The sequence below is a fragment of the Alistipes sp. CHKCI003 genome, from assembly GCF_900021155.1.
In the GTDB taxonomy this organism is placed as follows: domain Bacteria; phylum Bacteroidota; class Bacteroidia; order Bacteroidales; family Rikenellaceae; genus Alistipes; species Alistipes excrementavium.
In genome coordinates, this window is record NZ_FCNT01000076.1 from 1 (window position 1) to 13,633 (window position 13,633).

13 protein-coding genes and 2 pseudogenes are annotated in these 13,633 nt (G+C 47.0%); 3 read left to right on the plus strand and 12 right to left on the minus strand.

The annotated features are described in order from the left end of the window. The 9 genes and pseudogenes from BN3659_RS10030 to mobC all read right to left on the minus strand — a co-directional run. On the minus strand, window positions 1–703 hold a 703-nt coding region (locus tag BN3659_RS10030), incomplete at its 3' end, for a cysteine peptidase family C39 domain-containing protein (RefSeq protein ID WP_253181077.1). A 6-nt stretch (window positions 704–709) separates the two neighbouring features. Next, window positions 710–2,035 (minus strand): radical SAM/SPASM domain-containing protein, encoded by a 1,326-nt coding sequence (locus BN3659_RS10035; RefSeq protein WP_091536671.1) that lies wholly within the window; start codon window positions 2,033–2,035, stop codon window positions 710–712. Window positions 2,036–2,041: 6 nt separating this feature from the next. After that, on the minus strand, window positions 2,042–3,484 hold the full coding sequence (locus BN3659_RS10040) for a S41 family peptidase (RefSeq protein ID WP_091536672.1): 1,443 nt from the start codon (window positions 3,482–3,484) through the stop codon (window positions 2,042–2,044). A 107-nt stretch (window positions 3,485–3,591) separates the two neighbouring features. Beyond that, the gene (locus BN3659_RS10045; protein WP_091536674.1) at window positions 3,592–3,780 is read right to left on the minus strand and encodes a hypothetical protein; all 189 of its coding nucleotides are present in this window, start codon (window positions 3,778–3,780) and stop codon (window positions 3,592–3,594) included. Window positions 3,781–3,919: 139 nt separating this feature from the next. Further along, the gene (locus BN3659_RS10050; protein WP_081918687.1) at window positions 3,920–4,294 is read right to left on the minus strand and encodes a DUF3244 domain-containing protein; all 375 of its coding nucleotides are present in this window, start codon (window positions 4,292–4,294) and stop codon (window positions 3,920–3,922) included. 238 nt (window positions 4,295–4,532) lie between these two features. Continuing rightward, window positions 4,533–6,296, minus strand: a complete 1,764-nt coding sequence (locus BN3659_RS10055) for a tetratricopeptide repeat protein (RefSeq protein WP_141682558.1) — start codon at window positions 6,294–6,296, stop codon at window positions 4,533–4,535. 222 nt (window positions 6,297–6,518) lie between these two features. Continuing rightward, on the minus strand, window positions 6,519–6,713 hold the full coding sequence (locus tag BN3659_RS12905; RefSeq protein WP_091536677.1) for a hypothetical protein: 195 nt from the start codon (window positions 6,711–6,713) through the stop codon (window positions 6,519–6,521). Window positions 6,714–6,775: 62 nt separating this feature from the next. Then, a pseudogene (locus tag BN3659_RS10065) lies at window positions 6,776–7,449 on the minus strand (phage integrase SAM-like domain-containing protein); the annotation flags it as partial. A gap of 312 nt (window positions 7,450–7,761) precedes the next feature. Next, a complete protein-coding gene (gene mobC / locus BN3659_RS10070) occupies window positions 7,762–9,777 on the minus strand; it encodes a conjugal transfer protein MobC (RefSeq protein WP_171847752.1) in 2,016 nt (671 codons plus the stop codon). 161 nt (window positions 9,778–9,938) lie between these two features. Between mobC and BN3659_RS13535 the strand changes: the two genes are divergently transcribed. From BN3659_RS13535 to BN3659_RS10085, 3 genes are all read left to right on the plus strand, one after another. Then, entirely contained in the window at window positions 9,939–10,169 is a 231-nt protein-coding gene (locus tag BN3659_RS13535; RefSeq protein WP_091536682.1) for a hypothetical protein, read from the plus strand. Window positions 10,170–10,183: 14 nt separating this feature from the next. Beyond that, window positions 10,184–10,471: an HU family DNA-binding protein gene (locus tag BN3659_RS13540; protein ID WP_262480985.1), complete on the plus strand. Its 288-nt coding sequence runs from the start codon at window positions 10,184–10,186 to the stop codon at window positions 10,469–10,471. Between the two features lie 228 nt (window positions 10,472–10,699). After that, on the plus strand, window positions 10,700–10,873 hold the full coding sequence (locus BN3659_RS10085; protein WP_091536685.1) for a histone H1: 174 nt from the start codon (window positions 10,700–10,702) through the stop codon (window positions 10,871–10,873). Between the two features lie 112 nt (window positions 10,874–10,985). On the opposite strand, the pseudogene BN3659_RS10090 reads toward BN3659_RS10085, so the two are convergent. The 3 genes and pseudogenes from BN3659_RS10090 to BN3659_RS10100 all read right to left on the minus strand — a co-directional run. Beyond that, window positions 10,986–11,288 (minus strand): annotated as a pseudogene (locus BN3659_RS10090) (ORF6N domain-containing protein); the annotation flags it as partial. A 21-nt stretch (window positions 11,289–11,309) separates the two neighbouring features. Beyond that, window positions 11,310–11,894 carry an ORF6N domain-containing protein gene (locus BN3659_RS10095; RefSeq protein WP_091536689.1) on the minus strand — a complete coding sequence of 195 codons (585 nt, stop codon included), beginning with the start codon at window positions 11,892–11,894 and terminating at the stop codon, window positions 11,310–11,312. Window positions 11,895–11,918: 24 nt separating this feature from the next. Further along, window positions 11,919–12,809: a HEPN domain-containing protein gene (locus BN3659_RS10100; protein WP_091536690.1), complete on the minus strand. Its 891-nt coding sequence runs from the start codon at window positions 12,807–12,809 to the stop codon at window positions 11,919–11,921. Window positions 12,810–13,633 lie beyond the last annotated feature (824 nt).

A 13,633-nucleotide genomic window follows, 5' to 3' on the forward strand; every position in this document is an offset into this window, starting at 1 on the left:
GCACCACCTGCGCGACGAGCATCATCACCACGAACGAGAGATTGCCCGTGCCGATGCCCTTGTCCACGACCGACTGCGTGAGGAACGGCAGGATCAGGCTCAGCACGCTGGCCGTGAGCATCGCCAGCGCGAGCTGTGCAAGGTAGTTTTTGTAGGGCCGCAGGTATTGCAGCAGATAACCCAGTTTCAGCCGCTTGTCTTCGTCGCCTTTCTCGCGGTAGAAGGTCGGTGTGGGCTCCAGAAGCAGGGCGATGCCATATCGGGATGCAGCAGAAGGCGCAGCTGCTGAACTGTCCGATATGTTGAATGATTTACAATCGCTTTGTATCCACGATTTCAGAAATTGGGCTTCTCTGTATTTCAACAGTCCTGCGGCTGGATCGGAAATGTGAATCTCCCAATCATTATGGATTTTGACGATTTTATAAACGACCACAAAATGTTGCTGATTCCAATGTACGATACAAGGAAGTGTAGCCTTCTCCCGCAATTGTTCCCAAGTCATCTTTACCCCCGTGGTGCGGAAACCGATCGACTCCGCGGCGTCGCTGATACCCAAGAGTGATACTCCTTCGCGCGTAATGTGACACCGCTCGCGCAAATTTTGCAGAGAGTAGTGCTTGCCATAGTATTGCGCGACGATTTTCAGCGACGTCGGGCCGCAATCCATCGCATCGAGCTGGGTAAAAGAGGGGAAGACCATATCCGATTAGTCGTTAAGAATTTTCGAGTATAGTTCAATATAGTCTTTTATGCGGCCTTTGAACGGCGTGCAACAATCGTTATGTTTCCCTTTATATACATTCTCGAAACGACGAATGGGACAACCGCCTCGGCATATAGGCAAATAACTGCACTTACGGCATTCCGGATCGTTATAATGGTCAATTCCTACGGCATATTTCGCAATTAATTCGTAATTGTGCCATACCTCCGGGTCATTGATGTTCCCTACGGTCAGCTCTTTATTTCCGAGGTCTTCATAACATTTATAAATTTCGCCTTGACTGCCGATAAGCATGCTATACGGACTGCGGGTCATGCATTCCATATTCACATCATCGGGATATAATTCCTCCGTGACTACTCCGTATTTGGTAAATAAATCGAGGAAAATATCCGTTACGGCATTTCGACTCAAGCACGTCGAAGCGTTGCAATCGGTTTCATCCAGAACCACGATTCCGGGGTATACGATTAGCTTTTTAGATTTATATCTGTCATTCAGCCATCTGTATATTTCCATAAAGCTATCGTAATTCCGATTGTCGATATTTACCCGAATCGCAATGGCGAATGCACCCCTGAAGCGGCTGTTATAATAATCATCCAAATTTTTGATAATCGTATCGAATGTTCCTTTTCCATTAATCAAAGGTCGCCGAATATCATGAGTTTCCCTGAACCCATCGAGAGTTATCTGGATTTCCGAGATTTTAGCTTCGACCAGTTTTTCGACAACTTCCGGCGTGAAGAAATATCCATTGGTTATCAGCAGGTTCTCATTGATTTTCAGTCCCAATTCATCGATTCTTCGAGCTAATGAGATAACCCTTTTATATTGCAATAACGGCTCACCGCCATACCATGTAAGATTGACGGATTCAAGGCCATCCTCCTGCTTTAGATGCTTGATATAGTTTATAATCGCATCTTCGGTCCGATTCGAAAGCGCACCCGACTGACGCCATTTCTCGAAACAATACGTACAAGCAAAATTGCAACTTTGAGTAGGTGCAATGGTCAAAACCATGGTCTTTTTCGAATACAACCGAGACATGCTTTGATGATGAAGAATGTCTACCAAAGCATCATCATCTTCGACCAGTGCATATATCTTTTTCAGATATTCTATTTCCTCTTCGGAAAATGCCGACAAAATTGACGTTCCATTATCCCGAGATAAAAACAAGAGGCTCGCATACAACGAGTCATCCAATGCGATTAAGCTATTGGAGCGACTGCTGTACAAATATTTCCGATGTTTTTCCGTCTCGACCGGAAAATTGAAACGAGACCATTTCAGATCGGTCATGTACTTTTAATTTATTGGGTTGGATTCAATGATTTCCAGCAATTTGTCGAGCATGGCATCCCGTCCCGAAAGGTAATCCCGTGCTACGTATGGAATGACGATGTCGGGCATGAGCACTCCATCGACGGCGCAGGTGTATTCGTCAAATTCGACCGTCGAGATTGACGTAGGAATCAGTAGTGTCGGAAGCAACGCTTCGCCATTTATTTCTTCTCCGTATTTCAGGGCATTGTGTAAAAGAGGCTCTCCTACGAGCGATGCCGCGTCATTAAATTGTAGAATATTGCAAAATGAAGCGGCTATCGATCCTGTATCTTTGCTCATCAAAACATAATATTTCATGTCTCCGACATAACATGCAGGATCCAGTGTGATTCGGGTCGTTACGTATTGTCGGGGTATTTCAACCACTTTCCCAAGCGAATCGGTCGTCAGAAAATCATAATCCTGCAGGGTCTCTTCAGATACTTTCAATCTTTGATTTTTCAAGTAGGGAATTGTGGGCTTATCGATGAAAATAGAAAGTATCTTATCAAAGTTATGACCACTGCCGCCCTGATTTTTACGCAGATCAAGTATGACAGAAGTACAACCGTCCGTTTTAAATTGCCTGATGGAAGATCGTAACAGTTTGAACAAGCGATCGTTGTTTGGGAAGAATTTGGGAATGGCAATATAGCCACATCGAGCATTTTTATATCTGCGGATATTGTTATCCATTGATTCGGAGATGTCTAAATCGAAAACGGCTTTATCCGTAGCCTCACCTGAAGTATTGACTGTGAATGCGCTCCCGTTCCGAATCAATCGAATCGTATAATTCGAAGTTGGATAAGAAAAATAATAATACCGCATAAGCAGATCAAGGCGATTGTAGCGATCTTCATATGCATACGGAAGCATGCGGCTTACAGGAATACCGTTGACGGACAGGAGCATATCCCCTTTCATAAAAAGAGGGTCTATCGACCTGTTTATGACGACCGTGTCATTAATAACCACAACGTTGAAGGCGGGGCATTTCATTGATTTGTTGATTCTTCGAAAGTCCCGTTTCGTACCGCCGATGGGCATGGACTCCCAAATGCGAAAATGAGGATCTATGTGATGGAGCCAATCGAAATAAGGGCGCATTACATAGAAGAGATCGGCGGTCAATAAAGAGTCTTTTCCTATTTCATCGCATCGGGCCTCGATCGCGCGCCTGATTTCCGCTTTTTTTTCCGGGGTTAACAGCGAATCGAAAGCCGGATGAGCCGGAAAAGCGAATAAATCTTTGATTTCTGTCCGGGGTGTCAGAACGTCAAAGACGAGGAACCCGTTTTCGTTCGCTCTTATGGTCCTGCTTTCAAGCACTGATCTCAAACTGTCGTTTCCCCATTTTTCACTCCCATTACTTATATTGATGTTCAATAAAGTAAATGATAATATAAATACTAAATATCTCATAATTATCAATTTAAGCGATTTTAATTTTGATGGTATGGATTTTAATCCATACCATCAAAATTTTCAATAGGAAGTCTCTGTAAGAAAGGACTTTAACATAGGATAATCTACTCACTCAATTTACCCCAGTTCTTTCCTATATGAATAATGAAATCTCCCTTATTATTAGAACCGATCATGACCTTGCGGTCTCGCTTCATGCAGGAAATGCAGAATTCGCCGCCTTTTACAGAGGCCATTTCTGCATGCGAAAGGCGTTCGAACTTCGAACCGTTGATTACTTCAAAACGTTTCATAACATTGTAAAAATTAGTATTAGTGTCTACTCTTTTTAAGGATTTTCGACAACCTCCCTCAGGACTGCGCAATCCGAATTTCAATAATTAAATACCCTTTATGTCAGACCACATTCAATTGATTATTATAATGGGCGTTCTATAAGTAATACTCTCCGTAAGCTTCTATCTGGTCTCCGATAATATTGATGGTATAATTATCCTTATCAACCGGGACATTCATGATTACTACCGGCTCGAATGTCGTATCGCAAGGATGCGAACAGACGATTTGTCCATATGAATTTTTCACCGTAATTGTAACCTTGCCGACGGTTTCATAGAAATTAATAAATAATAGGTTGCCGTTCAATTCGGCAGCCACGATATCCCAGCTTTGTTCTGACCGGGGGCGAGGCCTATCTCCTCCTAAAATAACAATTTTGATTTTTACTTCCCGGCTAATTTCATTGGCCGCAACGAGTTCTCCACACGCAAGAAAACTCAGAAACATAAGAAGAATAATCCTTTTCATTTTTCTATGTTTATATTAGTAATTGTGTATGTCAAATTTAAAAATTTGAAATGGGAAAAATATTAAAAAACCATACATTTCGATATTATACTATGATTTGCAATTATTTGATTATCAATTATATGTATAATAAAAATCATATACCCATATTATGCACCGGAACATTATGCGTAAGTGTTTGATTTTCAGTATAATAAAATAAAAATCCCCCACAGATAACTCTGCGGGGGGGGGTATTTTATTGAAATACAAATAGTTGCATAAAGTCAACTGTTTTGCCCAGATATTTTTTCAGTTCTACGATGTATTTTTCAAGGTTCGACGAATCGTTCGTTATTCCCAATTTACTGCGAATCTTGCTTCGCAGTGTATAGATGCTATAAGTATTCGTATGATTATATAAAATCCGAATACTTTCCGGAGAAAATCCCAAACAAATAAACCCGCAATAGCAAAGTTCGCGTTGTGAAAGTGCCGGATATGACTTTTGTAAATAGTCAATTATTCCATGACAGGATAAGTTCGCGATAGCAATCACATCATTCGCCAATTCTTGATTTTTCCCGGAAGCGACCTTGAGATGTTCCTTGAATTGTCTGTAAAAATTATCTGGATTCGTTTCACAAATAGATGCCAATTCCAGTAATTTTTGCAGACTTTTGATTCTATTCTCCAAGATGACAAATAAAGTTTGAGAATGCTCATTGGGAATCTTCAGATTCCTTTTGATTTCATTATACTCATGGGTCAGTTCCGCATAATGCGTTTTACTTTCCTTTATATAATGTTCATATTCGCTGAGTTCCTGATTTTTTCGATATATGGCCCGTTTGTAAGACGCAATTACAACCGCTGCAAGAATTATGATTATTGCAATAACCAAAATCAAAGATACCATTGCATACCAGCTCGTCTTTTTCAATGCGGCATACGACTTTTGAAAATATTCGGTTCTATATTTCCGTTCGAGATTTTGCACCAGGTTATTACGCCATTCCATATTGAGAGAATCGGAATAATTGGAGTACAAACGTTCATAAAATAACGCTTTTTTATAATTGCCATCCGATTCTTCAACCTGAGACAGAATACTCAAAACGCCCACATTCAATGATGTTATATGAGGTTGGAGCGAATAGTATCGATTGCACAATATACGGGCGGAGTCGATCCGTCCCTCCTGCCAATAAATATATCCGATAAGAGGATAATGCTCCACCGGAATTTCTCCATCAGCATATCTGTTATATATATTGAATATATCTTGTTTATAAGTTTGTAAGGATGCTATATCGTCGTTCCTACCTATTTTTATTCCTCCGATGGAAGCTGTAATATCCAAGATTGCGGGGAGGTCTTCCAAATCTACCGCGATCGTTTGCGCTTCGGATAGACACTCGATAGCTTGTTGTGGATTATCGGCCAAATTCAGCGATACACCTTTTCTCCATAATACGTATAAAAGGTAAGTTTTATTATTGAGAGTTTCGAAGAAGGGAATTGCAGAAGAATAAGCTGCAATGGCTCCATCAAAGCTATATTGACTATAGTACTGGTCCCCGAGATACGAAAATATTAAACCGTTCAAGAGAGTGTCTCTCGTTTTCTTGGCATATTCCTCGGCCATAACGAGAGCTTTGATGGCTGCCTCTGTATTTGAAGCGTTACCTTGAACTATCGCGTGATAGTAATATGCTTTAGCCCGGTCTTCATAACTGCCATGATTCGCGTAATAGTCAATAGCAATACGGATTAAAGAATCATTGTTTACATCTATATAATTTTTGTCAAGTGCCTGTGACGACAAAAGAGCGTGACGGGCTCTTATGCGTCGGGAATCGAGTGCTTTCCGGTCGATGGATTCGAGTATATGCCAAGCACTGTCAGGATGTTCCGACATCAGTTCTTCCGCATGATTCAACCGTAATTCAACAGTACTGTTTCTCTGGCAGCTGCCGAACACCAGCAAGGTGAAAACAGATAGAATTATCGTTCGTTTCATAATGAGGAGGATTGTTTTAGCAGGGGCAAAGATATAATTTACAGCTTATTTCTCCAATACTGTATTGCTATGTCATATGATGCTTCGCCTTCTAATTTGCTTTATCTTCGAGTCTAAAACGTTCTTTCTTCGACAGCCCGTTTACGGCACTCTTTGCGAACGCTTCCTGCATAAGTGTACGATAGAAAGTGCTGAAATCGCCGCCAACGTTCTGTATCATCTTCAGCTGCGGTCTGTCGAGAACCCCATCGGCAGCAATGATACGGCCTCGTCGCCCGGACACCGCAAAGATTCCGCACATTGCGGAAAAGTAAAGCGGTAGAGTACTAAGGGATTGCGAGGTATCCAGCCGTTGTTGAAGGCCGTATTGACCATGTATTTCAGGCAGTTGAATCCGGATAAGTCGTTGGAGAACATGCCGAGGTCATGATGCAGATAGGCGTGGAATTTTACGATGAACGACTGTTCCAGTTACAGGGAAGATAACGACGTTCGGCGTATGTCGGTTTGACATGGAATCCCGCGAAAGGGTCGACGGAAACCCAGCCGTTCTTATACACCGTATAGGTCATCAGACGAAGTTTTTTTGACCCCGGCATGGATCGTTCCGGAAGCAATACCTTTTACCGTGGAGAGGTAAACGACGAACTTGTCGATAAAGTCACCTTTCGGCTCTTTGAAAGGAATGTCCTTGACATGGTATTCATATTCGAGGAAAGCGGCAAGACGCCTGCGACGCAGACAGTAATCCTCGTAGGTGGAATAAGCACGATCTTTATCGATACGTTTGAGGAAGTCCGCAAGGTATTCGTTGAAAATCTGCAGCAGGCGGCAGTCATCGCCCATACCGAGGCTGGCGTTGCGGATCTTTTCGGCCGTGACATACGAATTCCGATCGCAGAGGCGTTGATCCCGTTTACCGATATATTGGTCTTGATATTTTCCAGCTTTTCGTTGATGTGCTGGGCTTCGAGGCTTTTGCCTGCCGCTTTGGTTAGCCTTGGCATCCCAGAGTGAGGCGCGAACGGAGAGTTTGCAGCCAAACCGCGACATCGTGCCATTGATCGTGATACCGAACCATAATGGGGACCTGACCGTATTTTTCCGACAGCCTTCTTACGTAGAAAAAGACTTGGAAAGCGCTGCGTTGCATGATAACTCGAACATTGAGGGTTTGTCAAACGTTAAGTCAAGTTATTTGTTATGCGGAAGTTCGATGTAAAATGTTGAAAAATAATATTTTGCAAAAAACAAAGCATTTCGGACAAGTAACGGATAAGTAGCTGAACTTACCGTTAAACCTGCCCGATTTTGCTGCTTCTATTACTCCAAGCATATGCAAAACAGAGAACTAATATACTGTAAATAAAATACTTGCTCTTTTTCTGCACTCTCGTTATCTTACTAAACCCTGACCGAGATAGGGATGTATCAAAAATCTGCGTTTTGACACAATTCCGTCTTTTTATGCTCCTTGCTCCGGCGGCAGCAGCTTGCACAGCACGGGGTCTTTGCGCAGGCGGTCGAGTTCCTTATCGACGATCTCCGCGGCTTCGGCCTTGATGCGGTCGTAGTTCTCCTTGATCGTTTCCTGCATGCGATCCGTGCCGTTCTCGTCCGTGAAATCGGTGATTATGGGTATCTTCTCGTAGCGGGCCGTCTCGGCCTTGACCTTCGCGCTGTCCACGACGATTTCGGCGTGGAATATCTTCTGCTCGATAGGCTGCTCGAAGCTGTCGGCCACGGCCCCGACGAACATCCCCTGCGTGAGCGTCGAGATTTTCGAGGCCGGGATCAGGCTGTCCATCTGCGTCGATATGGAGGTCGATTTGTCGTTGCGGCTCAGGGTCATGCTCTGCCGCTTTTGCAGCACCTTGCCGAACCGCTCCGAAAGCATCTTGGCCGTTTCGCCCACCACCTGCCCGGAGAAGATGTTGCCGACGGTGTTCATCACCACGGCGGCCTCCTTGTCGCCGTAGTCGCGCTTGAGCTGGCTGAAATCTTGGAATCCGAGCAGCACGGCCACCTTGTTGCTCCGGGCCGTGGCGATCAGGTTGTCGAGGCCCTTGAAGTAGATCGTCGGCAGCTCGTCGATGATGACCGACGATTTGAGCTGCCCCTTCTTGTTGATGAGCTTCACGATACGGCTGTTGTAGAGGCCGAGGGCCGCGCCGTAGATGTTCTGCCGGTCGGGGTTGTTGCCCACCGCCAGCACCTTCGGATCGTCCGGATTGTTGATGTCGAGCGTGAAGTCATCGCCCGACATGACCCAGTAGAGCTGCGGGGAGATCATGCGCGAGAGCGGGATTTTGGCCGAGGCGATCTGGCCCTGCAACTGATCCTGCGCCCCGCCGAGCCACGCATCCATGAAGGGACTCAAATAATTTTCCAGCTCCGGATAGCTCGTCAGAATCGGGAAGATGTCCTCGTAGCGTTTGTTCAGGAACTCGATGGCGTGCGGAAAGGTGCAGTACCGTCCCCCGTCGTAGATGCGCAGGAACCAGATCACGGCGGCGAAGAGGATGATCGGGCTTTCGACGAAGAAATCGCCCTGCTTCTGCACCCATGTCTTGTTCAGGTTCAGCATGATGGTATAGGCGCTCTCGTAGGCGTCCGAGATGTCGTTCATAAAGGAGGGGTTGATCGGGTTGCAGCGGTGCGAGCGGCGCGGGTCGTCGAAATTGATGACGTAGAAGGTCGGTACCTTCTTGTAGCCTTCTTGGTGCATCAGCAGGTGGTTGTAGGCGATCTCCGCGAGGTCGGGAAACTTGAAATCGTAAACGTACATCGTGTACCCCTTTTCGATCTGCTGCTTGATGAATTGATTGACGACGGCGTAGCTCTTGCCCGACCCCGGAACGCCGACGCAGATACAGGCTCTCTGCGGCACTACGACGTTGGCGAAGCCGTTGTGCCACCGCTTGTTATAGTAGAACCGCGTCGGTAGGTTCACCGAGTATTCGTTCTCGATGAGGCGCGTCTCCTGCATGAACGATTCGTTCTCGTTGTTGAACACATCGTCCATCATGTTGTTCTTCAACAGCCGGCTCATCCACACGCCGCCCATCAGCAGGCAGATATATCCGGCCGATAGCGTCAGGATGTAGAACCCCGTGACGGCGGACAGCGGCAGCGGTAGGTCGAGCAGCCACCAGTTGAAAAAGAAGAGTACGAAGCCGGCTGCGAGTGCCGCGATGATCCGGCGCCATGTGATCTCCTCCTCCCTGACCCCTTTGGTGCCGAGGCACGAGAGGCTGAGAAAGAGCACGGCGAAAAATTTGGTGTAGAGTATGCTGCCGAACAGTCCCGCCGTGCGGTCGAAGCCGAGCAGAATCCTGTCTATCACGCCTATATCGACGTTCCACGCCAGAATCTGCCCGTAGCAGAACCAGTAGATGTGGATTACCACGAATAAAATACTCAGGGCCCGCATGAAATCCATGACCTTGGCCAACCCCCTCAAATCGTCTTCCTGCGACATAATCGACTCGTTATTAAATGGTTCTACGCTAATTTAAGACGATGCGGACGGCGATGCGGTGCCGCTGTGGCAGCCGTTGGCGTCGGCATGGCAACCGTTGGCACAGGGAACGGACATGGCGCTGCGAACTGGCGGAAAAAAGAGTATCTTTGCACTGCCGATTGGGATTATGGCGAAACGGACGATCGGAACCGGACGGTGCGACCGATATTGCGGCGGGCGGGGCCGACCCTTCGGCTTTCTATGTCGGGGCGGATGGCCGTGCCGTAACGGGAGGCCGTCTGACAGCCGAGGCGGCAGAGGGCGTGGTAACGATCCGCAGCAACCGGTTATCGGAAAAGGAACTGCGCAGAATCTTCGCGGCGTTCCTGCCCGAAGCGCAACCGGAATAAATCATAATGAACCTATAAACGATAAGGATATGACAAAGGCGGACATCGTAAGCCGGATCGCGGAGCAGACCGGCATTGAGAAAGGAATTGTAACGAGTATAGTGGAAGGATTCATGGAGCAGCTCCGGGACTCCCTGATCGGCGGTGAGAATGTTTACCTGCGCGGTTTCGGCACGTTCCTGCTGAAACATCGGGCGGCCAAAACGGCGCGTAACATCTCCAAGAATACGACGATGATCGTTCCTGCCCATACGATCCCGGCCTTTAAGCCCTCGAAAGCCTTTGCTGCCAAAGTGAAATAGTCCGCGTTCCGGCCACTTCGGGGCGTAATTATACGATAACGGGGCAGGTATAAGTTCTGTCCCGTTGTTTCTGTTTATTTCTTTTTTGGGGAAACGTCGGCACGTCATCCGCGTGCTTTCAGTCGGACGAACCTTTTACTTGTTCATACCGGAAATTAGCGAATTAACCTAATTTTGTTAAATTTGCACGTTCATTCAACATTTTGTAAAACGAAAAGCCCAATAAAAATGGAAGCATTACTCAAAGACATCGAAGCCCTGATGGAAACATTCAAAATTGACGCTCAGCTTCAACTCACCAAGAACAACAAGGCAGCCGGCACCCGTGCCCGCAAAGCCGCTCTAGAACTGGGCAAGCGGATGAAAGAGTTCCGCAAGGTTTCGCTCGAAGCCTGCAAATAAGCAAGCTGTATCCAGCTGGGGAATGGGTGTTGCCGTCGGCAAGGCCCATTCTTCATTCGACACGGTTTTATTTATGATAACGAAGGCAAAGACTCTGTCGTTCCTCTGGTAGGCTTTTAAGAACGGCTGAAAGCATGGCTACTCCTTCTTCTGTAAAAGCAAACATTTCGGTCGATCCGATGTTGTAATCAGGGGGTATCACATTTTGTGATCTCCCTATGTTTATCAGTCGGTTAGCTTCATCGGCCGATAGGCGGAGCATGAAATCTCCCGGGAATCGTTCGATATTTCGGCGCACGGCCTGTTTCAAAACGCGCGTTTCCACTTGGTAGAGTGCCGCAAGGTCGAAGTCGAGCATCACGCGCTGGCCGCGGATTTCGTAGATTTTGCTTTGGATCGTAGTGAGTTCTTCCATCGGTTCGGGCAAAATGAACGGTTATTTCTCTTCCTTCGGGAGTTTGAACCCGATTGGCCGGGGCTTTTTGCGGGCCTCGGGAACTTTGACCGACAGGGCCGCGATGGCTTCGTAGATGTTGTCCAGCTCCCTGCGCATATCCTCCGAAAGATCGTTCACCGCCTCGGCATTATCTTCGTCCGCACGCTCCAGCAGAGCCAGCTTCGCCCGGATTTCAGCCAATTCCGAAGTAACGGTTGTAGCTGTCGTAATATAATTGCGCATGGCGACAAATGCTTTCATAATAGAGATACTTACTTGTATTGCCATTCCACTGCGCAATACCGCAGAAAGCATCGCAACTCCCTGTTCGGTAAAAGCATAAGGTAGGGCTGCCTTCGGCCGCTTCACTCTGGATGTCGTCACAAATTGTGATGACATATTTTTCCATTCAATTTCCGAAATGCGGAACATGAACTCTTCCGGAAATCGTTCGATGTTACGTTTTACGGCTTGATTCAATGCACTGGTCGTAACTTGGTAGAGTGCCGCAAGGTCGAAGTCGAGCATCACGCGCTGGCCGCGGATTTCGTAGATTTTGCTTTGGATCGTAGTGAGTTCTTCCATCGGTTCGGGGAGGTCGGGATCGTTTTATTTCTTGATTTGATGACCATAGAAGGCGATTTGTTCGCGGCAGACTTTCTCCACGATGTCGCGCAGGCGTTCGACTTTCGGCACAAGGGCCTCGATGTCGGCCTTCGTGATCTCGAAATCGGGATTGTAGCGCGATTCGATGTAGGATCGTTGCAGCAGGTCGAACAAGCGTTCCTCCTCGGGCGTGTTGCGCGGAAATGCCCGGCACAATTCGATCGTGTATGCCTTGCAGCTTCGGATCAATTCGTCCAGATCGTGATTCTTCGGACTGTATAGGATAAAGACTAAGGATATTGTATGTAAGAGATTTTCAGTAGTCTGATGTAAATTAAATGCACACATCAGCAAATCTCCATCTTCAATATCATGGTGAGCATTGCGCAAAAAACTGATGCCACGATCAAATCGTCGATCAAAATATTTTTGAGCTCGCTCCTTAATCTCCACAAAATCGAGTTTGCGCCGCCGCGCCAGTTTGTACTGCCCCGAATCATAGAGCAGGATGCCGTCGCGTTTGATCTCCGTTTCGAAATAGTGCGCCTTGGTCAGCGCATGATTGAACTCGTCGATTCCGTAGTTGATGAATTGGGGGTGCGTATGAAACGGTCGGTTTTTATTCTCGAAAAAGCGGTCTTTGATCTTCGCGTAGAGCGAATACTGAATCGCGCCGATCTGCTTGCGGGTCAGAACGAGCAGGTCGTAATCGCTCATGTAGTAGGTCGGCGTGCCGAACTCGATGCGCTGGTCGTAATCGACGTACTTGTTTTTCGCGTAACTGCCGAACAGGATCACCATGCCCACATCCTTAATGTGGATACGGATCAAATCGACAAGCTGCTGCAAATCCTGCCGCTTGTTTTCGGGTAAAAATCCGATGCTTTGTTTCATATCCACAAAATTATGAAAAAAATCGGCAAATATTTTGGCACGAGCTGTCATTTGCAGGATAATTTGCTATATTTGCATCGTTGCTGCAAATAGCCTGCGAGTTTCCGACGGAGGCGGCAAGAGCCGCTTAAAAGAAACGGAACGGACTATGAAACGGTATTTCGATAACTCGGCATAGCCGACGGACATAACTATAAAGGGTAAACAACTCTTTATACCTAACAGTAAACTTGGAGACCTCTTCGGAGGATGTTTAATCAGATGGTATAATGGTTGTCAGTTCCCGGTTATGTCCTACCCTTGTTTTGGGTAGGGCTTGACTGGGGCGTAGGACAGCTCTCATCTGAAGGTAACTCCAAGACCGACTGTTAGGGGCTGACACCGCGCCCCCTTTTTATTTTCTGCGGGCGCATCATCCACTAACCCGAAACCGTCATGCACCGCCATTTGCCGAATACATTACATCATACGGATTGCACCCGCCGAACGACCGCCGGCGGGCGGAATCGGTATGCGCGTATCGGCCGCGGCATTGCAAACGCTCCGGGTGCGGGACAAATGAATTCTTCACGTCGACGTTGCGTCACCGATTTATCCCTCGACGGTTCCGCACCCGTTTTTTCTATCGTATGGTTCACCCGAGGATCAATCGACGCCTCCGCCGCACGGGGCTGTGCGGCGGAGTTCGGGGGCACGAGCCGTGCGGTACCGACCGAACGACTTTTCAGCCGGTTGGCGAAATGTGGAGTCCCCTTTGGGGGCGGACGCTTCCGCCGTGCCGCCGTGCACGGCGGAGCGTCCGATTTTTCGGATCGGAGAACAGC

What these genes read in the sequence shown, in the direction of transcription:
- BN3659_RS10050 (WP_081918687.1), bottom strand. Translation starts at nt 4,294, where the DNA reads ATGAAAAGGATTATTCTTCTTATGTTTCTGAGTTTTCTTGCGTGTGGA.
- BN3659_RS10035 (WP_091536671.1), bottom strand. Translation starts at nt 2,035, where the DNA reads ATGACCGATCTGAAATGGTCTCGTTTCAATTTTCCGGTCGAGACGGAA.
- BN3659_RS10095 (WP_091536689.1), bottom strand. Translation starts at nt 11,894, where the DNA reads ATGGAAGAACTCACTACGATCCAAAGCAAAATCTACGAAATCCGCGGC.
- BN3659_RS10040 (WP_091536672.1), bottom strand. Translation starts at nt 3,484, where the DNA reads ATGAGATATTTAGTATTTATATTATCATTTACTTTATTGAACATCAAT.
- BN3659_RS10100 (WP_091536690.1), bottom strand. Translation starts at nt 12,809, where the DNA reads ATGAAACAAAGCATCGGATTTTTACCCGAAAACAAGCGGCAGGATTTG.
- BN3659_RS10055 (WP_141682558.1), bottom strand. Translation starts at nt 6,296, where the DNA reads ATGAAACGAACGATAATTCTATCTGTTTTCACCTTGCTGGTGTTCGGC.
- BN3659_RS10045 (WP_091536674.1), bottom strand. Translation starts at nt 3,780, where the DNA reads ATGAAACGTTTTGAAGTAATCAACGGTTCGAAGTTCGAACGCCTTTCG.
- BN3659_RS12905 (WP_091536677.1), bottom strand. Translation starts at nt 6,713, where the DNA reads ATGTTCTCCAACGACTTATCCGGATTCAACTGCCTGAAATACATGGTC.
- mobC (WP_171847752.1), bottom strand. Translation starts at nt 9,777, where the DNA reads ATGTCGCAGGAAGACGATTTGAGGGGGTTGGCCAAGGTCATGGATTTC.
- BN3659_RS10085 (WP_091536685.1), top strand. Translation starts at nt 10,700, where the DNA reads ATGGAAGCATTACTCAAAGACATCGAAGCCCTGATGGAAACATTCAAA.